This is a genomic window from Novosphingobium sp. BL-52-GroH (genome assembly GCF_044813085.1).
Taxonomy (GTDB): Bacteria; Pseudomonadota; Alphaproteobacteria; order Sphingomonadales; family Sphingomonadaceae; genus Novosphingobium.
Window position 1 is genome coordinate 114,644 of sequence record NZ_CP171151.1, and the last position, 23,338, is coordinate 137,981.

General features: G+C 60.4%; 24 protein-coding genes and 4 pseudogenes. 21 read left to right on the forward strand and 7 right to left on the reverse strand.

The annotated features are described in order from the left end of the window. Window positions 1-153 precede the first annotated feature (153 nt). The 12 genes and pseudogenes from ACFFDA_RS10600 (at window position 154) to ACFFDA_RS10655 (ending at window position 8,337) form a co-directional block, all read left to right on the forward strand. Window positions 154-618 carry a hypothetical protein gene (locus tag ACFFDA_RS10600; RefSeq protein ID WP_404479090.1) on the forward strand — a complete coding sequence of 155 codons (465 nt, stop codon included), beginning with the start codon at window positions 154-156 and terminating at the stop codon, window positions 616-618. A 723-nt stretch (window positions 619-1,341) separates the two neighbouring features. Next, window positions 1,342-2,556 (forward strand): helicase HerA domain-containing protein, encoded by a 1,215-nt coding sequence (locus ACFFDA_RS10605; protein ID WP_404479092.1) that lies wholly within the window; start codon window positions 1,342-1,344, stop codon window positions 2,554-2,556. After that, window positions 2,553-3,797 (forward strand): hypothetical protein, encoded by a 1,245-nt coding sequence (locus tag ACFFDA_RS10610; RefSeq protein ID WP_404479094.1) that lies wholly within the window; start codon window positions 2,553-2,555, stop codon window positions 3,795-3,797. The genes ACFFDA_RS10605 and ACFFDA_RS10610 overlap by 4 nt, the downstream gene beginning before the upstream one ends. A 41-nt stretch (window positions 3,798-3,838) precedes the next feature. Then, the gene (locus ACFFDA_RS10615; protein ID WP_404479096.1) at window positions 3,839-4,066 is read left to right on the forward strand and encodes a hypothetical protein; all 228 of its coding nucleotides are present in this window, start codon (window positions 3,839-3,841) and stop codon (window positions 4,064-4,066) included. Between the two features lie 10 nt (window positions 4,067-4,076). After that, on the forward strand, window positions 4,077-4,880 hold the full coding sequence (locus tag ACFFDA_RS10620) for a hypothetical protein (protein ID WP_404479097.1): 804 nt from the start codon (window positions 4,077-4,079) through the stop codon (window positions 4,878-4,880). Then, window positions 4,877-5,864 (forward strand): annotated as a pseudogene (locus ACFFDA_RS10625) (hypothetical protein). Before ACFFDA_RS10620 ends, ACFFDA_RS10625 begins: the two are co-directional and overlap by 4 nt. Window positions 5,865-5,881: 17 nt before the next feature. Next, the gene (locus tag ACFFDA_RS10630) at window positions 5,882-6,250 is read left to right on the forward strand and encodes a DUF3768 domain-containing protein (protein ID WP_404479099.1); all 369 of its coding nucleotides are present in this window, start codon (window positions 5,882-5,884) and stop codon (window positions 6,248-6,250) included. A gap of 93 nt (window positions 6,251-6,343) precedes the next feature. Then, window positions 6,344-6,610, forward strand: a complete 267-nt coding sequence (locus tag ACFFDA_RS10635; RefSeq protein WP_285019708.1) for a type II toxin-antitoxin system Phd/YefM family antitoxin — start codon at window positions 6,344-6,346, stop codon at window positions 6,608-6,610. A gap of 124 nt (window positions 6,611-6,734) precedes the next feature. Further along, window positions 6,735-7,004 carry a hypothetical protein gene (locus ACFFDA_RS10640; RefSeq protein WP_404479100.1) on the forward strand — a complete coding sequence of 90 codons (270 nt, stop codon included), beginning with the start codon at window positions 6,735-6,737 and terminating at the stop codon, window positions 7,002-7,004. Window positions 7,005-7,271: 267 nt separating this feature from the next. Beyond that, window positions 7,272-7,571: a type II toxin-antitoxin system prevent-host-death family antitoxin gene (locus ACFFDA_RS10645; RefSeq protein ID WP_404479101.1), complete on the forward strand. Its 300-nt coding sequence runs from the start codon at window positions 7,272-7,274 to the stop codon at window positions 7,569-7,571. Further along, on the forward strand, window positions 7,492-7,968 hold the full coding sequence (locus ACFFDA_RS10650) for a hypothetical protein (protein WP_404479103.1): 477 nt from the start codon (window positions 7,492-7,494) through the stop codon (window positions 7,966-7,968). Before ACFFDA_RS10645 ends, ACFFDA_RS10650 begins: the two co-directional genes overlap by 80 nt. Before the next feature lie 111 nt (window positions 7,969-8,079). Continuing rightward, the gene (locus ACFFDA_RS10655) at window positions 8,080-8,337 is read left to right on the forward strand and encodes a hypothetical protein (RefSeq protein ID WP_404479105.1); all 258 of its coding nucleotides are present in this window, start codon (window positions 8,080-8,082) and stop codon (window positions 8,335-8,337) included. 219 nt (window positions 8,338-8,556) lie between these two features. On the opposite strand, the gene ACFFDA_RS10660 is transcribed toward ACFFDA_RS10655, so the two are convergent. Continuing rightward, window positions 8,557-8,850 carry a hypothetical protein gene (locus tag ACFFDA_RS10660; RefSeq protein ID WP_404479106.1) on the reverse strand — a complete coding sequence of 98 codons (294 nt, stop codon included), beginning with the start codon at window positions 8,848-8,850 and terminating at the stop codon, window positions 8,557-8,559. Window positions 8,851-8,945: 95 nt separating this feature from the next. Next, window positions 8,946-10,340, reverse strand: a complete 1,395-nt coding sequence (locus tag ACFFDA_RS10665) for an ISNCY family transposase (protein WP_404479108.1) — start codon at window positions 10,338-10,340, stop codon at window positions 8,946-8,948. 243 nt (window positions 10,341-10,583) lie between these two features. Between ACFFDA_RS10665 and ACFFDA_RS10670 the strand changes: the two genes are divergently transcribed. Next, window positions 10,584-11,027, forward strand: a complete 444-nt coding sequence (locus ACFFDA_RS10670; RefSeq protein WP_404479110.1) for a hypothetical protein — start codon at window positions 10,584-10,586, stop codon at window positions 11,025-11,027. Window positions 11,028-11,687: 660 nt separating this feature from the next. On the opposite strand, the pseudogene ACFFDA_RS10675 reads toward ACFFDA_RS10670, so the two are convergent. Next, window positions 11,688-12,050: pseudogene (locus ACFFDA_RS10675) on the reverse strand (transposase); the annotation flags it as partial. Window positions 12,051-12,204: 154 nt separating this feature from the next. Here ACFFDA_RS10675 and ACFFDA_RS10680 point away from each other — a divergent pair. Next, window positions 12,205-13,497: pseudogene (locus ACFFDA_RS10680) on the forward strand (IS110 family transposase). Window positions 13,498-13,687: 190 nt separating this feature from the next. Here the strand turns inward: ACFFDA_RS10680 and ACFFDA_RS10685 are convergent. Beyond that, window positions 13,688-14,497: pseudogene (locus tag ACFFDA_RS10685) on the reverse strand (IS3 family transposase); the annotation flags it as partial. A 335-nt stretch (window positions 14,498-14,832) separates the two neighbouring features. Here ACFFDA_RS10685 and ACFFDA_RS10690 point away from each other — a divergent pair. Further along, window positions 14,833-16,860, forward strand: coding sequence for a TonB-dependent receptor (locus tag ACFFDA_RS10690; RefSeq protein ID WP_404479112.1), 2,028 nt, complete (start codon window positions 14,833-14,835; stop codon window positions 16,858-16,860). 336 nt (window positions 16,861-17,196) lie between these two features. Next, entirely contained in the window at window positions 17,197-17,391 is a 195-nt protein-coding gene (locus tag ACFFDA_RS10695; protein ID WP_404479114.1) for a hypothetical protein, read from the forward strand. 4 nt (window positions 17,392-17,395) lie between these two features. Here ACFFDA_RS10695 and ACFFDA_RS10700 read toward each other — a convergent pair whose 3' ends face one another. After that, entirely contained in the window at window positions 17,396-17,860 is a 465-nt protein-coding gene (locus ACFFDA_RS10700) for a hypothetical protein (protein WP_404479116.1), read from the reverse strand. Between the two features lie 89 nt (window positions 17,861-17,949). Then, the gene (locus tag ACFFDA_RS10705) at window positions 17,950-18,390 is read right to left on the reverse strand and encodes a hypothetical protein (RefSeq protein ID WP_404479118.1); all 441 of its coding nucleotides are present in this window, start codon (window positions 18,388-18,390) and stop codon (window positions 17,950-17,952) included. A gap of 114 nt (window positions 18,391-18,504) precedes the next feature. On the opposite strand from ACFFDA_RS10705, the gene ACFFDA_RS10710 reads away from it, so the two are divergent. Together ACFFDA_RS10710 and ACFFDA_RS10715 are read left to right on the forward strand one after the other, a co-directional pair. Continuing rightward, window positions 18,505-18,816 (forward strand): hypothetical protein, encoded by a 312-nt coding sequence (locus ACFFDA_RS10710; RefSeq protein ID WP_404479120.1) that lies wholly within the window; start codon window positions 18,505-18,507, stop codon window positions 18,814-18,816. Window positions 18,817-18,857: 41 nt separating this feature from the next. Beyond that, window positions 18,858-19,058, forward strand: coding sequence for a hypothetical protein (locus ACFFDA_RS10715; protein WP_404479122.1), 201 nt, complete (start codon window positions 18,858-18,860; stop codon window positions 19,056-19,058). Here ACFFDA_RS10715 and ACFFDA_RS10720 read toward each other — a convergent pair. Further along, window positions 19,031-19,348 carry an integration host factor subunit alpha gene (locus ACFFDA_RS10720; RefSeq protein ID WP_404479123.1) on the reverse strand — a complete coding sequence of 106 codons (318 nt, stop codon included), beginning with the start codon at window positions 19,346-19,348 and terminating at the stop codon, window positions 19,031-19,033. The genes ACFFDA_RS10715 and ACFFDA_RS10720 overlap by 28 nt on opposite strands. A 1,084-nt stretch (window positions 19,349-20,432) precedes the next feature. On the opposite strand from ACFFDA_RS10720, the gene ACFFDA_RS10725 reads away from it, so the two are divergent. The 3 genes from ACFFDA_RS10725 to ACFFDA_RS10735 all read left to right on the forward strand — a co-directional run bounded on the left by ACFFDA_RS10725 (window position 20,433) and on the right by ACFFDA_RS10735 (window position 23,179). Next, window positions 20,433-20,879, forward strand: coding sequence for a DUF736 domain-containing protein (locus tag ACFFDA_RS10725; RefSeq protein WP_404479125.1), 447 nt, complete (start codon window positions 20,433-20,435; stop codon window positions 20,877-20,879). A 76-nt stretch (window positions 20,880-20,955) separates the two neighbouring features. Further along, on the forward strand, window positions 20,956-22,104 hold the full coding sequence (locus ACFFDA_RS10730) for a DUF2493 domain-containing protein (RefSeq protein ID WP_404479127.1): 1,149 nt from the start codon (window positions 20,956-20,958) through the stop codon (window positions 22,102-22,104). A gap of 502 nt (window positions 22,105-22,606) precedes the next feature. After that, on the forward strand, window positions 22,607-23,179 hold the full coding sequence (locus ACFFDA_RS10735; RefSeq protein ID WP_404479128.1) for a hypothetical protein: 573 nt from the start codon (window positions 22,607-22,609) through the stop codon (window positions 23,177-23,179). Window positions 23,180-23,338: the final 159 nt, after the last annotated feature.

A 23,338-nucleotide genomic window follows, 5' to 3' on the forward strand; every position in this document is an offset into this window, starting at 1 on the left:
CATCAGGCGACGGCAAGCCGGCGCTCGGAAGGGGAATGACCGCCTTGAATTAATTTAACCCGGTGAGCGGTCCAGCGGCAAACGCCCCGTTCCGGACACTGCTTTGGTGCGCTATGGTCCCCATCAGGCGCAATTCGGCGAGGAGAGATAACAATGCGGATCAAACTGTGTGTCGCCGCCGTGATGCTTTTGACCCCCGCGCTCGCTTTAGCGCAGGTTCCTCCGCCGCCGTCTTTGCCTGGCCAAGACGATCTTGGTGCTCGGTTGGTCGCTGCCATCGAAGCCAAAGACGCGAAGGCCTACGCTTCACTCCTTTCTGACGACTTGCAGGTTTTTGAAGACGGCAAGCTGATCGCTGCCAACAAGGCCAAATGGCTGGATATTTTCGGGAAAAAGTTGGTCGCCGAAGGAGTTTCATTTACAATTTCGTCTGGGTATTCCTCGACAGGACGACTTCTTTTTACAGAGTATTTTAATTCAATGGCGAGTTGGGGAGGCGTTATCCCGTCCCACTGTTGTTGGTCTTACGACGCAGTCGCATACGACATCAAGGACGGCAAAATCGCAGTGATAATGCGGCTGCGGGGCGGCGATAAAAAACTGGATGTGAACCGCTAGGTCAACCGTCGGCTTTCCACCCCTTTCGGCTAGTCAGGAGGGAGATGGCGGCGCTCCATAGCGGCCTGCCTGTTTCCTGCCGCATGGAAAGAAAAGCAGCCCGACCGGACGCGCCCCATTGCCGTCGCTTTCTCATTTCGTCAGATTGCGTTTGGCTTGCTAACTGTTGATGATTGATAAGGCCAACGCAGATGCCATTTCAGCGATTTCTACCCAGCCTGCTTGGTATGTTGGCAATCAATGCCCTGCTCTGGCTCGGCCTCAGAGTGTTTTTCCCGTGGTTCGCGACTTGGGAGCGGTTAGCGGCTGTAAGTGCTGGGGTCGTCATCGGTTCTCTGCTGTGGCCCCTACGAGCGAAGTCAGAAAAGCAATCTAACGGAAGCTAACCACCCAAGTCGGCTATCCCGGCGCCGCGATAGCTAGCCTGGAACCGGACGTTCGTCCGGTCGATCCAGCCTCCACAGGCCAACGGCAGGTCATGGCATACTCTGCCGTTCAGCAGCGGCTCCGTGAATGGCGGCTCTGTCCAAGGCCCCGTCATAATCCGACGGTCCGGTTCCAAGCTTAGTAATTTTGCGGTCGAGCGGCTTGGATGGGCGCAAGCGTATATCAGTGCCCCTTTCATGTAATGCCCTGAGTCCGAGGCCGAAGCCGCCTCGGGGGCCAGTGCCGAATTGAGGAGAGGGGGAAGGGACAGGCGAGCAACCCGAAAGGAGCCGCCCCATGTCCAACGTCGTGAAACTGCCGGGACCGCCAGCGCCGCCACGCTGCGCGGTTCCCATCGGCCAAACGTCCTACGGCCCCCTCGAACTGGATCTCGACGGCGTCCTTGCGGGACGCATGCTTGTCCAGGGCGGGTCCGGTGCCGGCAAGAGCCAGACCATGCGCCGCATCGTCGAAGAGGCTTTCGACTACGTTCAGACCATGATCGTCGATCCCGAAGGCGAGTTCGGCAATCTCGCCGCGCACATCGGCGCGACGACGCTCAAGGCCGTTGAAATCGCTGCCGATGGCCTGACCGCCGCCGCAACCCGCGCGCGTCACCATCGCATCGCCCTTCATCTGGATCTCACCGACCTCGACCCCGAACAACGGATCATCAAGGCATCGGCCTTCTTCGCCGGTCTCGTCGGTGCTCCGCGCGAGGACTGGAAGCACACGGTTCTCGTCGCGATCGACGAAGGACACCTGCTTGCCCCCCATCAAGCCGGTTCCGCCCGCGATGCGGAAACCCGCCGTCTCGGCGTCGCCACGCTCACCGACTTGTGCGCCCGAGGCCGCAAACGCGGCATCGCGCCCATCATCGCGACACAGCGCCTTGCCAAGCTGTCCAGCTCCGTCGTCTCCGAGCTTCAGAACTTCCTCATCGGCATCAATGTCTTCGACCGCGACATCATCCGCGCCGCCGACATTCTGGGATTCAGCCGCAGCGAAGCCGAAAAGCTGCGTACCTTGCGCGCCGGCGAGTTCTACGCCTTCGGCCCCGCGCTCACCCGCACCCCGATCATGGCCAAGATCGACCAGACCATCACCGAACATCTCGGCGCCACCCCTCAGCTGCATGGAGCGGCCGACCTCGACCATTCCGAGGCTCAGAAGCTCCTCGACCTCGAGCATCTTCGCGAAGCGCCGAGCCAGCGCGACGACAGCCTGAAGTCTCGCGGCAGCCGCGCCCTCGATGCCTTCCTGCTCGATCCCATCGCACCCACGGCCACGGCAATCTGCCTGGCGCTGAAAGGGATTTCCCCCAACGCCACGACGGCCAACGAACTGGCCAAGCATCTTGGCATCTCGCGCGAGGCCGTGGATCAGGCGCTGGACGTCCTCTCCGCGCTTTCGGCCGTGGATACGATGCCACGGGCCGATGACCGCATGGCGCGCCTCCATACGCGGCTGCGCGCCCGTCTCAGCGATGTGCATGTGGTGGGTCTGTCATGAGCGACGACACCGCAGCCATCATCGTCGAGCTTGTTTCACTCGGGGAACCGGTACCGAAGGTATCAGCGCCGCTGGGCGAGATGCAGTACCGATCCGACAGCTGGACCCCGCAGGAGGTTCGCACCCTGCGTCAGCTGTTCAACGGTGACACCCCGATGCCCGAAATCGCCGAGGCCCTGGGGCGCGGCCTGCATGGTGTCAGGGACAAGGTCTGCAACCTTGGCCTGCGCCGTCATTCGACACGTCCCTGGAACGAGCTTGAAGACCACGAACTGATCCAGACTTATGGAAAGGAGCCTGCAGCCACTATTGCGGCGCGGTACGGACGCTCATGTGGCGCGGTCTATGCCCGTGCCGCGATCCTTGGCCTCAGCGAAGCGGCAGCACCGGCATGGACGCCATGGGAAGATGCACAGCTGCGCGCCGGCTTTGCCGCCGACATTCCGACAGCACAGGTCGCCCTGATAATCGGCAGACCCCATTCCGGTGTCTATAGCCGTGCCGGCAAGCTGGGCATCAAGCATGCCAGCACCCCCAAGGGCTGGACAAACGCCGAGATCGAACGCGCCACCGAATTTGTTGAAGCCGGACACAGCTACGCTGAGATCGGCACGATCCTTGGCACGGAAGGATTCCCGACCCGCACCAAGTCGTCGCTTCAGGGACTGATGAAACGCACCGGGCAGGGCAAGGGCTGGGGCCGCGTCTGGATGCCCGAGGAAGATGAACTGCTCATCAAAGCCTATCGCGACAAGGCCAGCCTGACGCATCTTCGCAATCGTCTGGGTCGATCGGTCTTCTCGATCCGCTGGCGAGCGGAATATCTGAACCTTCGCGGCCCCCATGCCCGGTCCAAAGGCTTCCGCCTTGGTCCTGACTGGTCCGAGGCCGACGAAGCACGGCTTCGCCGCGACTACGGCAAGATCCCGACACCTGAACTGGCCCGCCAGATGGGGCGTACCCGCGCGGCCATCTTCACACGCGCGAATATCCTCGGCCTTGCGCATGCAGGGCGCCAGCGCTGGACGAGCGACCATCTGGCCGCGCTGCGGATCGCGCATGAGCATGGCATCAGCCTCACGGATCTTGCCGCGGCGCTCGGCCGTGAAGTCGATGCTCTGCACAAATATGCCGCAAAGCAGGGCCTCGCCTTCGGCCGTCGCCCCCGCAGGCCAGCCCCTCCGACACTCGCTGACATCCTGAATCTGCCCGAGGCCGCGAAAGGAAAGGGGGAGGGGTGAAGGCGAAGGCAAGGATTTTCCGCGCCAGCAGGAGATGCAGCATGTGCCCCAAAACTCAGCCGGCTGCCGCCCCGCACGCCAACGAAGGCATCAAGCTCGTCCTCTGGCCCGACGGAACCTGGTGCTGGCATGACGACTTCCGCGAGGAAGACTGGACCTTCATGTCCGACAATTACGAAGTGATCGACATGGGCGACATGCCGCGCGTCGAACGGCTTGCCCGCGAGGATGCGCAACTTTGCGCCGATGTCCTCGAAGAACTGCGCTGAGGGCGGGACCATGGTAGACCGCGTTTCCGCGTCGATCACGATCGGCGGCACCATCAGCCTCTCCCTCTGGCAGACCCTCTCGGCCGCTATTGCGGCCGAGGCCCTGTCCACAGATTGGGACGGCGAACCTTTCACGGACGCCGACCTTGCCGAAGGCCAGCCCCTGCGCCTCTATGCCCACGAAGTCGCCAATGGCACCTTCAAGGAACTGGAACCGATCTGCCAGGTACACGGCGCACCGTTCGTGCGCTCCTCCTACGGCTTCACCGGGCAATGGGGCCCGGAGAAGGTGGTCTTTACCGGGACCGGCGATCCGATCATCTATCCCTGCAGCGAAGACGGCACCGCCTATGTCGATCGCGCCAAGATCGAGGCGCTCGGCAGTCTCGCCGCGGTGAACGTCTATCTCGACGAGGCCGAATTTCCCGTACCCCCGATCGTCGTCACCGACGAAATCGGGGAGGACGCCTTCATGCCTCCCGTCGCGCTCGCCCAGGCCGTCCACGTCCCGCCGCCTCTCGAGATCGCCAGGATACTCGTGCTCGGCACCATCCACATGAGCCCCGCCACGGCCACGAACTGGATGCCGCACTGTCCCTGGACCTGCTTCGACAAGGACGACTATGGCTGGTTCATGCACGTCTGCGACGACGTCGGCATAACCGAGGCCGAGGGCGTTCCCCTCGAGATCCGCTCTGCCATCCACATCGCCAAGCGCGAAAACTGCGCATGGATCATGTGGGACTGTGATGGGCCCCAGATCGACGAACTGCCCGAGTTCGATTGGGACCATCACCCCAGGGCCTCGACATGACGGGCGCGAAGATCACTGCCAAGGCCGTGGACGGGGGCTCCCGCGTCCCGGACTACATCCTGCCGCCTCGGGCGCCGACTGTCCTCGCCTATGGCGTCGGTGTCGATTCCACCGCACTTTTGGTGGAGCTTGTCGCGCAAGGCAAAGTTCCTGACCTGGTATTGACTGCTGATACCGGCGTCGAGAAACCGTCCACTTACGAGTACCTCGACGTGATCCGGCCATGGATGGCCGCGCGCGGCATCCGCCACGAGATCGTGCGCTACCAGCCCAAGCGCTTCAAGCACTGGCCACCCTATTATTCGCTGCTGGAAATGTGCCTCACCAACGCGACTTTGCCGAGCAAAAGTCGGTGGATCAAGCTGTTCGTTGAAATATAAGAAGGCTCCACAGGACGCATTCCTGAAGACATGGAAACCCGCCCAGGACGCATGGGCTCGCGGCCAGCGGGTGATCCGCCTGATCGGCTACGATGCCGGTCCAAGAGACACCTTGCGCGCCAACCATGCCCTGTCGATCGACGATCCACTCTACGAATGCCAGTATCCCCTTCGGGATTGGGGCTGGGATCGCGATGCCTGCATCCGCCGCATCGAGGCCGAAGGTCTGCCGGTCCCGAATAAGAGCGCTTGCTGGCTCTGCACAGCCAACCGCGCCCACGAGATCCGCGACCTTCCTGCATGGTGTCTGCGACTGATCGTTCTGGTGGAGGCGAGGGCGGCACCGCGACTGCGAACGGTCGAGGGCCTCTGGCGCAAGACCACCAAGGCGCGGCCGGGCCGTATGACGGATTTCATCCGCCACGAGGGGCTACTACTCGCCGAGGACATCGACCGGATCATCAGCGAGGCCCCGCTCGACCTGATCCGGTTTCAGGACGTCGCCGCTTCGATCCCCGTCGATGAGCGCCCGACCATGCGCAGCTGGATCGAACGCTTCAACGCTGCGGTGCCCGCATCACAGCGTCCCCGTCTCGCCGCCTGACCTACAGGAGAATTGCCATGTCTCTCGCAACTGCCATCGCCGGCATGTCCGAGCGGGAAATCATCGCCAGTCTCAACGATCGCTGCCGGCACGGCCTCGACCGTACCGGGCGGATCGTCATTACCCGCACCTGCCTTGGCACTTTCGCTGACAATACCATGGCCGAGCTTGTCGCCCAGGCCCAGATCCTCGCCGAAGTCCGCAAGTTCACCTATCCCGAGGGCGACAGGACCGAGCGCGACCGTGGCCAGATCGAATATGGGGGAACGACGGTCTATTTCCAGATCGACGCCTACGACGCCGACCTGAAATGGGGTTCTCCTGACCCCACTGACGTAAGCGTCACGCGCCGCGTCATGACCATCATGGTCCGCGAGGATCTTTGACCTGCAATTGCAATTCCGGGCATTCCGTATTATACGGAATGTCGATAGTTGTACGGATTGCGCGGTATCTGCGCGATAGCAGGAGATCAGGCCATGAGCTTGTCCATCGAAACCTTCCGCTCGAGCGAAGTCTCGAAGCGCTTCGGCTTTTACTACGATGAAGCCATGACCCATCCGATCGCGGTCGAGCGCAATGGCGCCGCGCGCGTCGTCATGCTCCCTGCAGCAGAGTACGAACGCCTGGCGCGGCTCGACCACATCGCGCTCGCTCCCGAGGAACTGAGCGACGATGCGTTCAACGCGATCGCCAATGCCCAGCCAGTGCCCGAGTCCTACGATGCCAACAAGCTCCTGGACTGAACCGCGCCCGGGCGAGGTCATCAACTATCCCTACCTCTGGCGGCACGAGCACGACCGAGGCGAGGAAGACGGCCGGAAAATCCGACCCTGTAAGGTTGTTGGTACGTACCTGAAGCACGGACGCTTGCGCGTCATCACAGTGCCGCTGACGACGCGCGACTATTTTCCCGAGCACTCGGTCGAATTGCCCCAGCGCGTGATCGAGCATCTGCGCTTGGATGTGCGAAGCCGTATCGTCTGGAACGATGTGAACGAGTTCACATGGGTCGGGCCTGACGTGCGATCGGGCGCTAGCGGCAGCCCGGTTATCGGCGTCATGCCCGAAAAAATCTACCGTCAGGTCGCTGCCAATATTCTGGCGCGCCGGGTGAAGATCACGCCCAGGACGGAATAAGATCTATGCAAACGGCCTCATTCCTGACGATCAGCGTCTTCGGGGTCATCGTTGTGGCCTCCACGATAATCGGCGACTTTGGCCTGACGCCCTTAGGCAAGTGGACCTTGCGCCTGGCTGGCTTGATACTGATCGGGACAGGCCTGCTACTCGCTTGAAATAAGTTGCCGGTGACGGGCCGGTCGCGCTTAGCCCGCCGCCTACAGCCGGCATTGCTATTCTGGCCATTCTGGCTATATTGGCTGGAAGGCTTCGACGGAGATTATCATGGCCACCAATGCCGAGAGCTTCGCATCCGTTGCTCTTACCGATTTTCATAATCATCCCGGCACCGTTGTCGATCAAAGCCAGCTCGGGCCAGTCGTGCTGACGAAGAACAGGCGGCGCTATGCAGCCGTCGTCAGCATCGACTACCTCGATCGCGCTGCAGCAGCGCTTGAAGCGATGCACGCCAATCGCCGGGTGTTCACCAGTGAGACTATGACCGATGACGACGCGGCGCGTGTTGAAGCCAGCCTCCCAAGCGAAGCCGAAATCGCAGCAGGCCGTTTCGACTGGCAGCAGTAATGATCTGCCGCCCCGGCGCGGCGAGGTCATAAACTACGTCTACCTGTTTGCTGCCGAGCAAGCCGCTGGCCGAGACGAAGGCGTCAAGGATCGCCCCGTCATCGTCATCGCCGCTGATGGCAAGGGCTATATCGTTTTGGCCGTCACGACCAAAGGCGAGATCAACCCCTCCAACGCGATTCCGATACCCGGGGACGTTGGAAGGGCCATGGGTCTGCCATATCCCGAAACCAGCTCCGTCGTCGTATCGGAGGCGAACAGTTTCGATTGGATGGGCTTCGATGTCCGGGCGCATGCCAACGGCGATTATCGCTATGGGATGGTAACGCCCGGCTTTTTTCAAAAGATCGTGACCGAATTTCTCAGCCGCAGTGGGCGATCGGTAAACCGGCGCTAAGAGCCAGCGCGGATATTTAAGGCTCGATAATAATGGTGGCGGTGCCGGGCGGTCGCGTTTACCCGGCACCTGCCAGCGCCTCTAACACCAATACGATCTCGTTCAAGACGCTTGGCTGTTGCTGCAACAAATCGTCATAACCCTAACGGATTTCGACAGATCGATATTGCGCCGCTCGATTTCATCGAGAATGGCCTTTTCAAAATCGTTCAGGTGTTCACCGTCTTCGACTTTGTCCTAGGCGTCGACCAACTCTTTGTCGGTCATATGTTTGGGCTCCATCATCCGCGCTCCTTCGACACTGGAAGCGTGGTGATCTCACGCACCAGCCTTGCGGGCAACACCCCGAAACGTGTTCCTGCTATTTAGAGAAGACACTATTTCCGCCAGATAGAGATGTCACCCCCGGATGCAGCAGGGGCAGCGCGTAGCCCTGCGACCTTGCGCAGCGCTGACCCTGCTGGTGCTCAGGTCCATCGTTGAGGCGCCCGGACCCGCTGCTCTGCAGTGGGCCCCCTCAATGGCCGCTTTCGCGCTTCACGTTTGCTCGCGTGTATGGCGATAAGGGGTGGAAAGCGGTCATGCGCATCAGTCGATAGGCAATTTCTCCGCGATAAGTTTGAACTCCTCGGCGGTGAAACCCGTGAGAGTGGGAACCTCCCAATCGAAAAATTTCTTATCCGAGATTGCATGCAGAATGAGGCATCTGACGCCAACCAATTCTTCGAGTGACAAAGACGTATGTGGCACCACGCTGAGCACTGCTTCGGCCAGCTTATTCGCAATCGGTTCGACACTCGATGACGTGACTACCAGTTCGCCTTCTTCCTCCAGTCCGCCCACTGCGATTGCTATTGTTCGGCTCAGATACTGATCGTCCACAACGTTACCTCCATTTAAAAAACGGTGTTGGCAGACGAACTGCTATGTCCGCTAGGGGGCGTAACCGGAAAGGCCGGTTTTAAGCGCTGTCTCGCCTATCCCGTCCGTTCCTTCATGTAAGCCACGGTGGGATTGCGCCGGGCAAGAGGAGGGCGCCCGCGGCGGCGCTTTACCGGCTCTGCTGCTCCTGATGATGCGGGAGCCGGGAAAAGGTGCGGTCCTTGCGAACTGCGGCACGGTTCGTTGTTGTTGCGTTTGCGCGCCGGCAACTGCTCCTGCAGCAGCTTCGCCATAGCCAGCGCTGCGTCCAGGTGCTTGTTATCGACGATCGCAGCCTGATTGACCTGACGGATCTTGTCGAACACGCGGTAGGGCAGGGAGTGATCCCCGTGCCGGATCTCCAGCGCGCCGTCAGGAAACTCGCAAACTTCCACTCGCTTGCCGGCGAGCGGGCGGCTGATCTCGGTCGGCTCAAGAATGAACATCGCCTTGTTGTAATGCAGCGTCAGCGAGGACGTGACCGAACGCCATTCCCGCCACACCATCTCGGTGCGCAGATTCTCGTGCAATGCCAGCGGGCGATGAACATCACGTTCGTCGAAAGCTGCCTTGGCGAACTTGGCATTATGCGCGGCCATGTAAACGGGTAGGAACGCGTTCGCTTCGGCGATGGTCGAGATGCCTTCCAGCCTCATTGCCTTGACCAGTCGATCCTGCAGCGTCGCATTGGCGCGCTCTACGCGACCCTTGGCCTGCGGCGAGTGCGCGCAGATTATCTCGATGTTGAGTGCCTCCATCGCCCGCCCGAAATGCGTCATGCCATCGCCTCTGGCCGACGCTGTATTGTTGCGGAACACAGAATGCTTGTCTGAATAGAAGGCCACCGGCTTGCCGTGGGTCTCGATGTATTCCCGCGTTGCATCCATGTAGGAGAAAGTACTCTCGCTCTCGACCATCTTGAGGTGCATCAGTTCGCTGGTCGCATCATCGATATAGACGAGCAGGGTGCATTGTGGTCCGCGATCCTCGAACCACCAATGCTTGGAGCCATCGATCTGGATCAGCTCGCCGCGACAATCCCGGCGATAGCGAGGCTGGTAAGGACGCGGGCGCCGCGCTTCGCGATCCTTCCACAGACCCGCCTCGATCATCAACCGTCGCAATGTCTCGCAAGAGACCTTGATGCCATGGCGCTCGATCAGATACTCGCGCGCCAGCGTGGGTCCGAAATCAGCATAATGATCACGAACGATGCCAAGAACACGCTCACGAAACGTATCGCTGTGCCTCCGATTGCTCGGTCGGCCGCGTTTGCGGGAAACAAGACCGGCAGCACCATCGGATCTCAACCGATCGAGCAACCGGAAAACCTGGCGGCGCTTCAGGCCAAGTACCGTTGCTGCATCATCAACCCGGAGCTCTCCGCGCTCCACGCGCATCAACGTATCAAATCGCGAAAGTTCACCATGGCTCATCGCCAGCACCGTCATAGCTGCGTTCTCCTGACCAGCAGGAAAACCATGCCACCGACATTCCGCAGACCACACAGGCAGTGTCATTTCTATCTAGCGGAGGGGTGTCATTTCTATCTGGGGCTTACAAAACGGCGGCGCGATAATAAGACTTATGTTAAATTACAACAGCTTAGAGCGATTGCCGTTCTAGGGTCACGCCCGCTGTAGGTCAACCCTGGCCGCGAAAGGAGCACTTCAATCAGCCTCGAGGAGAAACCAATGCGTAAGCAATCTCGCAGCGATGAAGATTTGGGCGTCCGATATCTGCGAATGGCGCTCGAGTATGGCCGTGCCACCCGCACATTGCTGGACGGGAACCAGTGTGAAGCACCGTTCTGGCAGAGCGTGGGTCACGCCCTGGAGCTGTCGTTGAAGTCGCTGCTCAAAAAGTACGGCTTCGACGAGATGGACCTCATGCATTTCATGAGTCACGATCTTTATGGGGCGGAGCTGTCCTACCTCAGGCAGTGCCCGGATTCCCAACTGATCTCGGCCGACGCGTCACGGCTGATCCGTCATCTGTCGGATTACCATGCCCGTTTGGATTTCCGGTATCCCTGCCTTTTCCCGGTCGCCTCGCTGCCCGACCCGGCCGATGCTGAACGGGCGCTCGCTGCACATCTAACGGCGGTGGCCAGCCATTTCGGGGGTCACAACCCATGACCCAAGCTAGTAAAGCGCTTCGGGCTGGGGGCATGCGATACAATCGCAAACTTGCCACAGTCTCGCCCGAAGAGTTCGCCGAGCTTATGGCGATCGTCTATTCCGAACCTGCGCCAGCGCGCCCCCTCACCCCTGATGACCACTGGCGCCGAGCCTATCAACTCGAACAGCAAAGCAAGCGCGTCCTCGGCTGCCAGGCGGACTTTTCAGCGGGCGAAGCATCACCCACTACCGGCGTCACCGGCCTGCGGCCGAGGTCGAGACACCGGCCATGGAAACGATCGAAGCAAAGCTCGATCGCATCGCGGACGATCCTCTTGCCACTTTCGGGCCGGAACGGGCAGATCGACAGTGATTAGGAGTCTAGCTGCTAACGTGTGATTGTGGAAAACTCTGTCGATAAGATGTTCAGAAATAGTGAACTAAATCGCTGTCAAAAGCAAAGGTAGGTTGCCCTATCGGATGAGTGACACCCGAGGGGGTAGCTTACAGAAGATGGACAGCTGTGAGTTGTTGTCAGGGTTACCTATCCCACACACGAGCGTCAAAAACGAGTCCGGTGGCCTTACAAAAGGGAATCAGGATCAAATGTCGCGACGATCTTCCCAGCGGGCGTGTACAGAAGGCCTGACGTGACCCCCGGATTTACTCCAGTCGGGATTAGAGCCGGGCAGCTTTGTTGCGCATGAGCGCGGATGAAGCAATGGCCTGTGGAGCGGAGCCCGGAGGGCGCAGCGGAGCAGGCCATTGCTTTTGCAGTTCGGCGGCGAAGGCCGCTGGGGTCTCGTATCCAAGGGATGAGTGCGGTCTCTGCTGGTTGTAATCCTCTGCCCAGGCGGAGATCACCACACGGGCATGGTCCAAACTCAGGAACAGGGTCTCGTTGAGCAGTTCGTCGCGCATGCCACCGTTGAAGCTCTCGACGTAGCCATTCTGCATCGGCTTGCCCGGGGCGATGTAGTGCCACTCCACGCCGATCTCGCCACACCAGGCAAGGACGGCGTTCGACGTCAGCTCGGTGCCGTAGCACATTGGGAAACGCCGGATCGGGAGCCGCTATGGCCCTGATGAAGACAAGGTCGCGAAGCGGCCGCCGGCTTCATCAGGGCAAGCCATGGCCGGCCAGCATGTGTCTAAAGTGAAGTTGTCGAGACAACACTTTGGAGGCCAACCGACCATGACCAAGCTCATCCCTACGCCTGCCGATGCCGTGCTGGTAGCCATCGATATGTCCCAGAACCGGCAGGAGGTTCTCATCGAGCGACCGGAAGGCGGGCGGCGCCGACGTATGACCGTTATGGCGACCAAGGAGGACTACGACGGCTTTGCCGAACAGCTCGCCGCCATCGGTCGTCCTATCGTCGTTGGATTTGAAGCGACTGGAAATTACCATCGCACGCTGGCGCACAGACTGCTGACCGCGGGGTTCGAACTGCGCCTCATCTCATCAGTCGCGCTCGCTCGAACCCGCGAAGCGCTCCATAATGGCTGGGACAAGAACGATTCCAAGGACGCGCAGGTGATCCTCCACATGCTGCGGATCGGCGCCACACAGCGCTACGTCGATCCGCTCGCCGCTGGGATCAACGACCTTCAAGAGCTGTCCAAGACCCACGAGGTCGTCTCCAGAATGAAGACGCAAACCTGGCATCGCATCTTGACCCATTACCTCCCCCTGTATTTTCCCGAGATCGCGCGCTTCGCCGGCAACAGTCGGTCGGATTGGTTCTTGGCGATGATCGAACGGTTCCCGACCTGGCCAGCATCACCTCGCTTGATCGGGAAGAATTCTCTGCCGCGGTATGGCCTCTGATCGGGCGCAAGGTCTCCAAAGCCCGTTTGATCAACGATGTGTATGAGACCGCCCGCAGTTCTGCGGCGTTGCCGGTGCCCGAGGACTCGATCGCGATCACCATGTTTCGCATGGTCATCGCGCAAGGTCGCAGCCTCATACACCAGCGCGACGAGATCGAACGGCTCGCCCATGCCCGGCTTGCCGAGCATGTGGATTACCGGCTGCTGCGCAATATTCCTGGCATCGGTCCGATCAACGCCCTGACGATCCTGGCTGAGGCAGGCGACCTTCGCCGCTTCAACCATCATCGCCAGTTCCTCAAGTTCTGCGGCCTCGATCTTGCAACTTGCCAGTCCGGCACGTTTCGCGGTCGCACGAAGCTATCCAAGTACGGCAATGCGCGATTGCGTCGTACATTCTGGATGGCAGCTCAGGTCGCCGCGCGTCAGCGCGACAACAGCTTCCGCGACAAGCTCGGACGATACACTGCCGGGCACGCGGACGATGCCGATCGCCGCCGCAAGGCGATGACGGCGCTCACCGCCAAGATGGCGCGCGTGGCTCACGCCGTCGTCAAGACGGGGACAGAGTACCGGCCGTTCGTCGAACGGCCGGGTGCCAGGTGGAAGGACCCCTCTCTGCAAGTGCCGTGAGGGCGCGAAAGCGACCCTGTAGATAATGTTCGGGCCTTCCACCTGGGTGCGTATCTCATTCTAAGGACGGTGAGGACCACGGCTGCTTCGGCGCCGCTGGATCCTGTGTTTGCTATGGCAGAGAGCGATCCCGTTGACGGTGGAAGCCATCTGGCTCAGAATGCATGCCGTGCCGATCATTGTCGGCGCATAGAGACCTGCTGGCCAAATCTCGCCGTTGCTTCCCTACCCAGGACGTTGTCGCTGACAATCATCCCAGGCTTGCCGCGCTCGGCGATCAGTTCGGTGAGTTCACGCACCACCCGACGCCCTGAGATCGACGTGTCCGGCACTGCGCGCAGGCACTCGCGGGTTACATCGTCGACGATGTTGAGCACCCGGAAACGACGCCCCGTCGCCAACTGATCATGGACGAAGTCCAAGCTCCACCGTTGGTTGGGTAGCGCCAGCACGGGAGCCGGTGCCCGTGCGCCGATGGCACGCCGCCGGTTTCTCCTCACTATAGAGCCGCTGCGTCTTCTTGCGGTTGATCACCACGCCCTCACGTCGCAGCAGAATGTGCAGCCGACGATAGCCAAACCGGCGGCGCTGCTGCGCAAGCTCCCGCAGCTTCGCCCGAAGATCGGCATCATCTTCCCGCTGTGACCGGTAACGCATGCTCTTCCGGTCTGCGCCGATAACACGGCACGCCCGCCGCTCGCTCATCCCCAGAACCGCCTGGAGACGAGCGACCGCCTCTCGCTTGGCAGCGGGCGTCACCAATTTTTTGCGAGAAGATCCTTCAGACCGGCGTTATCCAGCATCGCCTCGGCCAGCAGTCGCTTCAGCTTGGCGTTCTCGTCCTCGAGCGACCGTAGCCGCTTGGCCTCCGAGACCTCCAGACCGCCATACTTGGCCTTCCAGTTGTAGATCGTCGCTTCCGATACCCCGTGGCGACGAGCCAGGTCGGCAGTCTTCGCGCCAGCCTCCTGCTCCTTCAGCACGCCGATGATCTGTTCTTCTGTGAACCTTGCTCGCTTCATTCGTCCGTCCTTCCATCAGGCCAGACTCTAATCAAGCTTGGAGGAAAATCCGGGGGTCACGTCACCCCTACCCCATTCACTTGGCGCACCGAGATGGAGGTGGTCAAACGCTTTGCCGGGTTTGAATGGAAATGATTCCTCGAGGGCATCTTTTGCGGCCACCAGCTAGGCCGACTAACGCGTGAGCGCTGTCGTATGCCGAATCATAAGCAGCGCCTCGTAGTAGCCGCGTCTGCCTCTTGGCCGATTAGTCACAACATTGACTTCACTCTAATGGGCTATTTATGACATGCCATTTATATCACATGAACCTTTTTATTTCAGGGTGAGAACTTTTGCTTGCAGCTGAACCGCCGATCGATGTCCCTTCCGAGGTTTCCGAAGATATTAACGATGTCATCGAGGTCATAGGGGCGCGGACTGCAGAAGCTCTCAAGATAGATCGACGGACCTACCAAGTCCGCGACACTCCCCACTCAGCCCAAAAAAACGTCGTGCAATTGCTCCGCGGTCTGCCGGCGGTGACGGTTACGCCCGACGGACGGGTCCTTGTTCTGGGGGCCGGAATGACCCGGATATACGTTGACGGTCGCCCTTATCTGGGTGATCCGACGCAATACCTCCGCACGGTGCATGGCAGCGATATAGAGCGGATCGAGGTAATTACCAACGCATCGGCGCAGTTTTCATCGGAGGGCGCAGGCGGTGTTATCAATCTGGTGCTGCGAAAGACGCGGGGTGAGGGTCTCACTGGCAATGCAAGCCTCGAGGAATCAAGCTACGGTTATGCCCTTGTTGATACGACGCTAGATTACAAACACGGAGATTGGACCTACCAATTGAAGGCGGGGGGCAACATCGGCACCATACTCCGCCGGACTTATCGTCGGCAGAGGAGCATCCTAAGATCTGATAGTGATGCGGCTACGGTCAATAGTGAAGTTGGACTATACGCATATGATGGTACCGTCGGTCGTGTGAGTGGCAAGGCAACATATAAGCTGGACGCAAGAACGAGCATCTCAGCGCAAATTGGTGGCGGCGGCGGTCACGATATTATATCTGACAGGGTCGACTATCTGGCCGTTACTCCTGATTTTATGCCCTTTTCAGAGCATCGTCGTCTCAGTAGCGTCGCGAGTTTCATCACTGGAGAGTTAAACGTCGACCATTCAGGTGCGAGGGAAGGCGAAGCATTGAATGCAACCCTTCAATTTTACACCAACCCGGGCGTCCGAGATGTGACTAATGCGCGTTTCAGTGACGGCCGCCGCTATCGCATCGATCTACGAAAACCGGCGACATCGATTGACGCGCAGATCGACTGGAAACATCCGGTGGCTGTGGGCCAAATCCTTTCGTTAGGCAGCGCTTGGCACGTCGATGATACAAACCAGGATTATAAGTTCAGCAGCCCTGACCGCAGCGGTTCGTTTGGTTCTGACATGGAAGATTCCTACGACGCACGCAGCAGGACGTTTTCTGGATATGTCTCTTTCCAGCAAACGTTCGGGCTACTGACGTTGGCACCGGGTCTCCGCGGCGAAGCCAATGAGCGCCAGATTTCGAGTCCTGGCGGGGACGATGTACGCATTAGGCGCGCAGATATCTTCCCAAGTTTTCACGCCAGTTACCAGGGTAGCAAGCAGCTGCAGTTCGCTGCCAGCTTCAGCAAACGGATCGACAGGGTGCCGCTGGAATATTTGCGGCCTTTTGCGACTGTCGAGGATACCTACAATGTTTTTGAGGGAAATCCCCTCCTCAAAGACCAGAGCACCAACGCGTACGAAATCAGCGCCCAGTTTCGGCCCGGCAATGTTGAACTGGGGGCCACGATCTACTTGCGAGAAACGCGTCGGCTATGGAGCAAGAGTTATGTCGTCAATGCGGAGGGTAGTAACGCCTACAGCTACGTGAATTCGGGGAATCGCTGGAACAGCGGCGCACAGTTCGACATCACATTCCCTATTCTTCCCGAAATCAAAGCGAGTGCAAGCGCCAACCTTTTCAGTGAGCATACGCCGGTTGAACTTACGGATGGCCAGGATATGCAGCGCACATTTCGCTATTCGACGAACGGGACGTTGGAGTGGAGTGGCAAAGATCGCGGCAGCGTGGCTGGCGATGTGGCGCAACTCCAGTGGTCTTACAATAGCCGCTCGCGGGAGTATCAAATCCGCAAGGCGTCTTGGTTCGATCTCAGTGCGTCCTACACTCATAGCCTGGACCGGACGCTGTCGCTCTCGGCGACGTTTCGATATTCTGGCCGTGAAAGCCAGCGACTGATTGCCCCCTCTGTGGATGAAATCTTTTCACGCCGAAGAACGCCTGATGTCCAAATCAAATTGCAAAAAACGCTGTGATCTATCCCGAAGGTTGAACAGCATTCGGCGCAGATCGCGAGCAAAAGAGCGTAGACGGGCTTTGTTTGAGGGATTGATATCAAGCCATGAAATTTGCGGGGATGCAAGCGCCGATGTTCAGTGTAACGGGGCCGAAAACGTAGCAGCGGCTTCGACCCCGTCGATTGAATGAGACCCATGCATTACCGTGGATCGACCGTAGCAACGCTTGAACGTCGATTCCGGCTGCAAGCACGATACATCGCAATGGGTCAATTTAACATGAACGAACCTGTATGGCTCGTTCCCGCGCATTTGCGCACATCACCCGACGGACATCACCCGAAGGACTAACCTATGACAATCTCGCCTCTCTCAGCCCGCCGCCGCCATCTCACCTCGTTCGAGAAGTGCTATGCCGTCGCCTGTCAGCTTCGCGACACTACCGGCGCCGACCAGTTCGTCGTGCGCACCGACAACCCCTTGCAACCCTTCCGCGTCTCACGGCATCAGCCGATCGAGCCGGAAACCATCCTCGCGCTCGTAGCCTGAGCGCTCAATTCCAGACCGTCTTGTCCGCCACCAGTTCGGCGGGCGTCTTGCCCACGACCAGATTGCGTGCCGCTACATGCAGCACATCTGCCCCCGATTCACGCACGGCCCGCGCCATGTACCCGCGCCGGTTGGCAAGGATGGCGAGCCAGCGCATGTCCTTCACGGTCTCATTCAGATCGCGCTCGCAGGTCAGATACCACAGCTTCATCTGCAGCGGGTTCTTGTCCTTGAGAATTTCCTCAAAAGCCAAGTACCCTTCGCCGTAGCGCACGCCCTTGCGGACGTCATTCCACAGATCGAAATAGGCATCGGCCATTTCGCGGGTCGCGAAATACCCGGCATCCAGGCTCTCACCCATAAGCGCTCCCGCCAGCAGCCGGCGAAAAGGTCGAAGTTCGGCGTCGTTCATCGCGTCGATCAGGGGCAGATCGTAATTGTACCCCTCCAATACGTCCTTCATCTTCATAGGTTGTCCTCCTTCGGTGAGACCTATGGCGCATTTAGAACATTAAGCGAACGTGCTAGTCAAGGCTCCCTGCTGTCATTCAAATGACGTCAGTTTTCATTTTCGAGAACTTCAACCTCGAAGGAAATTAACCTTTCGTTAGGATTTGAAACGCAAACTTTCCCTGCGAGCGAGATGCAGTCTTGTTCCCGCCGGTCTGGCAATCCCGATACCCCCTGTTCCAAACTCTTTGCCAGACCGGCGACCCGCAGGTCGCCGCGCTTTCGCTTGCCTTGCTCGTCGATCAAATGCTTCAAAGACTCTGAGACGAACCATGCAGCTCTGCCCATCGCCGTGGGCAATGGCACTAAAAGGAACCATCGATGCTGACAAAAACGCTTGGATCGCCCCCTGTGGACGCCATGGATTTGCGTCCTGGGTCTGCTCATCGCCAACTTCACAATCGCGACACTGTTGGGGAATCTGACCGAACTACCGCCTTGGTCATGGCAAACATGGTCCGTTGTCGCGATGGTCGCATCGGCAATCATAGGCGCCGCGATCAACCTTGCCTGGGACAACACCCAGCACCATCGTCAAGACGAGGATGAAGCCTGAAATGAAAGCCGCCCTCCCCCCTTGCCATCCTGTTCAGCGTTGTCCCCATGGCATTGTTCGTCGCCTCCACCCGCGCATCGGGCATTTTCCAGCTTCGCCCCGCCGATGCCCCGCCACTCACCCGGTATGACCGCTGGCGCCGCTTCTCCTTGCTCAACTGGCACTGGTCGCTCCTTCTTGGTCTCGGCGCCTACATCATCAGCGCCTACTTCTCCGAGCGCGCTCCCGGGATGCTGATCTACGCGCTCAGCATCGCCGGCATCCCCGTCGCTGCCTACGGCCCCCCTCGAGCGGCATGGACTCTGTTCGCCGCCCTCGCCGCTTCGCTCATCTATGCGTGGCTCTTCATAAAGATCTGACCGATTGCTGCGCGATCGCTCCTGCAGAAAGGATCATCACCATGGAACCTCTGCGTCACCTCGATCGCGACACCCGCCGTGCCAGACTGCTGGCCGCTCGCACCCGGCCTGTCGGCGGCATCAACAGGCGCGGAATCTTCAGCGGCCATTGGGATCGCGGCGACGTCGTGCGCCAGTTTAGAGGCGGCAACGGTTCGTGGCTCGGCCTCGCGACCTACTCGGCCGCTGGCCGCGAAACCTGATCACGAAGCCCCTGGCTCGGCCTGAAGGTCACTACGCGCCGCGCCGAAACAGTCGCCTCTTTCCCGGTCTTCGGATTACGGCCGAGCCGCTCTGCCTTGTCGAGCAAAAGAAACGTCCCGAAACTCGAAATCTTCACGTTCTCACCCGCCGCAAGCGCATCGGACATGCGATCGAGGATCTGGTCGACCATATGCTGACCCTCAGCTCTCGATAGGCCCACCCGCCAATGCATCGCTTCCGCTATATCGGCGCGTGTCAACGTCCCCACGTTCTGCCCTGCCGGTTTCATACGCCCCTATCCGCTGCTGATCGCTCGCCACGATTTTGATTTCACACGATAAATCTCGCGGCCGCATGCCGTACAACGTGCGACATAATGCAAGCCGTCCCACACAGCCTTATGGCGGTCAGGCTCATGCCGATTGAAAACGCACAGGATCTTCTGAACCAACATCGGTTCACGCACCTTTCGGCTGATGACATGCCCCGCGCCGTAGGCATCGGCGCCGACGTACCGCAGTGCAACATACACCACCTTCAACCGTGTCGCCAATAGGTTAGACCGCAGTTCGGGGTCATCTCGCCTGCGGCGAGACCGGGCTCTGCTCGCCTTCGGCTCATGGAGCCCCTGCGGGTCTCCACCCTGACGGGCAACGATCCCTTGCCCGGGCGCCCTGCCCTCCTCTCAGCGGGCCATCAACGGGCCTGAGAGGTCCTGCGTCGCGCGGGCGCCCTTCCCTCTCCTCCAGCCTCCCACGGCGCCCCTGGCCACGCGCAGCGCCGGTAGCCTTCGGCTGTTGTCGTCCCCTTCGGGGCCGGTTCTCTTGTCCATGCTGGGGACCGGCGAGGACGCCGATCCCCAGCACCAACCTCGCGCCAGGTCATTCACCACACACTGCGCCACCCCCGCCAGTGTCCCGGCGTCGCACACCGGGTTGCTCAATCAAAAGCTGCCTCCGACCAAGCTGCGCTAGCCGATCCGCGCTGGCTGGCTTTTGTCTGCTTGTCGCAGACAGCCAGCGCGGATCGGCAAACTCCACTAGGCCGCAGCGTGACGTCTTTTGATCGAGCGATCCCCGGCGTGCCACTTGGGACCCAGGCGAAGGTGGCTCCGTGTGCGGTGAATGACAACCCGCCCCCGTGTGCTCTGTTGGTCAGTAAAGACGACCCTGACGGGCCGACGTTTCTTCGTAATGTCGCTACCGCTCCAACTATTTAGGCTCAGGTTCACCATGTACGGTAAATAGCTGTCAAGAAATCAATGCATTTCAGTATTTTGAGTTTAGCGAGTAAGATTAGTGTGTCGGAAGGGAAGGGGAGAGGCCTCGGACCAAAGACTAGGGGATAAGCCCCGCACTATAGGAGTAATGCTCATGAACATCGGTTCTTTCGCCCTCAAGAACGGCCAGCTCATTGGTTCGATCGCAACCCTCACCGTCGACCTTGCCCGCCTTGGCCTTCGCCCCGTTGAAAGCACGAACGAGAAGGCCCCCGCGTTCGAGATCATGGCGTTGAACGTCGCTCGCAAGTGGGTGCAGGTCGGCGCGCTTTGGGAAGCCACCAGCAATTCGACCGGCGAGGTTTTCTATCAGGGCAGCCTCGACGATCCCAGCCTGCCCGAGAAGATGGCAATCATGGTCTTTGGTGACGACGAGGACGGCTATCGCGTTGTCTGGAACCGTCCGGCCCCCATGCGCCAGAACATGGACGGCACTCGCCAAACCCGCCGCCGCCAGCGTGACGACAGTTTCGGTGAAGGCAACGCCACCGAAGATGGCCGGATCGCGCAGACCGACGAGGATTTCGTCCCCGAGTTCTGATCCCCCCGACGGGAAGGGAGAGGGTTGCCCCCCTCTCCCGACCCTATTCGCTATCCCCTGCCAAGGATGAGTTATCATGACCAAGGAAACGAACAGTCGCAGCTATAGCAGCTTTGCCGACCTCGCAAAGGCCATCGGCACCACGCCCGCCGAACTGCGCAAGCAGTATCTCGACAAGGCGATTGCCGACACCATGCGCGGCGAGGATGAAGCCGGAACCGCAGCCACGCCCGACGAGCTGGCAGCGCTGGCCCGTGAGGCAGAGATTGCCGACATGATCGCGCAAGGTTCCGTGCTCGACAGCTTCACCGAGGCATTCGGCGACGTGACGGCGCTTTCCATCCTCGACATGGGGGGCGAGCGGCAGGAACTGGACATGCCCGAGCCCGCCGAGGCGCAGGCAGAATGCCATGCCATCATCAACACCATCTTCGACCTTTTCCGCGACACCCGCATTGAGCCGAGCGCGCAGGCCATCGCATGGGGCATCGTCAATTCGTTTCACTACGAAGCGGAGAAGCTGGCCCGCGAAGAGGACACGCTTTGCCGTGACCTTAAAGACCGGATCGAGCAGGACGACCGCAGCGAAATCTATGCAACCGAGATGGAGGATTTGCAGCTTCGCGCCCGTACCAAGATGGAGCAGCGCGCAGCCGTCGAATGCATGCGAGACTATGCCGCCAACTGCTACCGTTCGCAGACCGGCCGCCCATGGAGCACCGCGCGCGGATCGAGGGTTTCCAGCGTCACCACCGCAAGCCAGATCGCATCCGCCGATTTCCTGAAAGCCCGCGCAACCGCCATGCGCGAAAAGCGCAACCCCACCGGCCCGCTTGTCGTCTTTTCCGGCGGTCAGGAATGGCACGACTATCAACAGCTTTACGCCCGCCTCGACCAGATCAAGGCCCGCATCCCGAGCATGACCCTTTGCACCACCGGCCAGCGCAAGGGATGCGACGCCATCGCCGCAGCTTGGGCCGCGCAAGCTGGCGTGCCGATTGTCACCTTTGCCCCGAACGCGCAGCGCTTCGGAAAGAGCGCCGGTTTCAAGCGCAATGACCAGCTTGTCAGCATCCGGCCCGTCGAAGCGATCATTTGCCAAGGCACCGGCATTCAGTCGCACTTGCTGGACGAACTGAAGGACGCAGGCGTTCCCACCCACGCCTTCCGCTATGACGCACAGGCACCTATGCCCGCCGACGCCAAGCGGCAGAATTGGGGATGAGATAACAGGGGCGGACCAGCGCCGCCCCTACCCTTTCCTTGGCAGGAGCATTGGGCCAGCATCGGGGCACGTCCCCGGCGCTGGCTCTTTGTCGTCCACGTCGCGCTAGGTGGGGGAAACCCTACGGTTCCCCCCACGCCAGGCCGCCGCGCGCGCCGCCGCCAACATCGCCCCCGCCGGGGCTCGCTGGCGACGCCGCGCGCGGCGGCCTTCCCCCCTCCGGTAAGGAGCTGCCGCAGGCCAGACGATCGGCCCCGGGCCGCTCGACCTGGCCCCGAGAAATCGAGGGCGCGCGCTGCTGCCGCAACCATGGACACAGATCCGCGGCGGTCTGCCAGCGAAGCGGCTCCCGATCAGGGCTATCGGGACCTCCCTGCCCTCCCCCCTTCGGGTGGCATTTCGCTCTGTCTCCCATGGCGCCTTCGACGCCCCCGATCCGTCACCGGATCGGCGCTGGAGGAGAGAGGGAGAGACGAGGCGAGTTTAACGAAGGAGGTTCCCGATGATCACGTTCCGCATCAAGGATGACGCCGAACCCGACAACCTGCGCCCCGTTATGATCGCCCCCCTGCAGATGGGTGCGCTGCGCGAAACCCTCACCGAATACGGCGAGCGCTATGGCCACGATCTCATCATCCACGACTATGGCTCGCTCGACGAGCAGGTCTTCGCATGGGAGGCCCGCACCGCCATGATGCCGATCGCCATGATCGCCCGTCACTTCACCTTCGACGTCGACGCGATCGCCCTGATCGAGACGGCCCAATACCTTGGCCGTCGCCTCCGCATCGCCCGCCGCGATAACGAACCCGACATCGTTGCGACGCTTTCGACGAGCGCCGAAGCCGCACTCGAAATGAACGTCTCAAACTCGAACGCCTACGCGATCCTCGCCATGCTCGGCCTCGACGTCGAAAGCTGCGGCACCATCAGCATCGAGCAGCTGCGCAGAAGCCTTGCCGATCCCGTCATGACAAGCCGGCTCGATGCCGAGCCCGGCCTTGCCCGATACCTGCCGGCGCTTGACAGAATGGCCGCGATTACCTCGCCCAACTGCGCCCTTCACATGGTCTGATCATAGCACCCGGCAAAGCCCCTCACCCGTCGCGCGGTCCCGCCTCGCTCGCCTTGGCCTGACGGCCAGGGCTACGCATCGCCGCCCGCGCCACGCCGAAAGGTAAAGCCACCACACAGTCTTCCCATTGTGACCTCCGGCTCGCGGCCGCGTCAAGGA

Excerpts from the sequence above, each read along its gene's own strand:
- ACFFDA_RS10600 (WP_404479090.1), top strand. The coding sequence starts at position 154 with ATGCGGATCAAACTGTGTGTCGCCGCCGTGATGCTTTTGACCCCCGCG.
- ACFFDA_RS10605 (WP_404479092.1), top strand. The coding sequence starts at position 1,342 with ATGTCCAACGTCGTGAAACTGCCGGGACCGCCAGCGCCGCCACGCTGC.
- ACFFDA_RS10610 (WP_404479094.1), top strand. The coding sequence starts at position 2,553 with ATGAGCGACGACACCGCAGCCATCATCGTCGAGCTTGTTTCACTCGGG.
- ACFFDA_RS10615 (WP_404479096.1), top strand. The coding sequence starts at position 3,839 with ATGTGCCCCAAAACTCAGCCGGCTGCCGCCCCGCACGCCAACGAAGGC.
- ACFFDA_RS10620 (WP_404479097.1), top strand. The coding sequence starts at position 4,077 with ATGGTAGACCGCGTTTCCGCGTCGATCACGATCGGCGGCACCATCAGC.
- ACFFDA_RS10630 (WP_404479099.1), top strand. The coding sequence starts at position 5,882 with ATGTCTCTCGCAACTGCCATCGCCGGCATGTCCGAGCGGGAAATCATC.
- ACFFDA_RS10635 (WP_285019708.1), top strand. The coding sequence starts at position 6,344 with ATGAGCTTGTCCATCGAAACCTTCCGCTCGAGCGAAGTCTCGAAGCGC.
- ACFFDA_RS10645 (WP_404479101.1), top strand. The coding sequence starts at position 7,272 with ATGGCCACCAATGCCGAGAGCTTCGCATCCGTTGCTCTTACCGATTTT.
- ACFFDA_RS10650 (WP_404479103.1), top strand. The coding sequence starts at position 7,492 with ATGACGACGCGGCGCGTGTTGAAGCCAGCCTCCCAAGCGAAGCCGAAA.
- ACFFDA_RS10665 (WP_404479108.1), bottom strand. The coding sequence starts at position 10,340 with ATGACGGTGCTGGCGATGAGCCATGGTGAACTTTCGCGATTTGATACG.
- ACFFDA_RS10670 (WP_404479110.1), top strand. The coding sequence starts at position 10,584 with ATGCGTAAGCAATCTCGCAGCGATGAAGATTTGGGCGTCCGATATCTG.
- ACFFDA_RS10695 (WP_404479114.1), top strand. The coding sequence starts at position 17,197 with ATGACAATCTCGCCTCTCTCAGCCCGCCGCCGCCATCTCACCTCGTTC.
- ACFFDA_RS10700 (WP_404479116.1), bottom strand. The coding sequence starts at position 17,860 with ATGAAGATGAAGGACGTATTGGAGGGGTACAATTACGATCTGCCCCTG.
- ACFFDA_RS10705 (WP_404479118.1), bottom strand. The coding sequence starts at position 18,390 with ATGATTGCCGATGCGACCATCGCGACAACGGACCATGTTTGCCATGAC.
- ACFFDA_RS10710 (WP_404479120.1), top strand. The coding sequence starts at position 18,505 with ATGGCATTGTTCGTCGCCTCCACCCGCGCATCGGGCATTTTCCAGCTT.
- ACFFDA_RS10715 (WP_404479122.1), top strand. The coding sequence starts at position 18,858 with ATGGAACCTCTGCGTCACCTCGATCGCGACACCCGCCGTGCCAGACTG.
- ACFFDA_RS10720 (WP_404479123.1), bottom strand. The coding sequence starts at position 19,348 with ATGAAACCGGCAGGGCAGAACGTGGGGACGTTGACACGCGCCGATATA.
- ACFFDA_RS10725 (WP_404479125.1), top strand. The coding sequence starts at position 20,433 with ATGAACATCGGTTCTTTCGCCCTCAAGAACGGCCAGCTCATTGGTTCG.
- ACFFDA_RS10730 (WP_404479127.1), top strand. The coding sequence starts at position 20,956 with ATGACCAAGGAAACGAACAGTCGCAGCTATAGCAGCTTTGCCGACCTC.
- ACFFDA_RS10735 (WP_404479128.1), top strand. The coding sequence starts at position 22,607 with ATGATCACGTTCCGCATCAAGGATGACGCCGAACCCGACAACCTGCGC.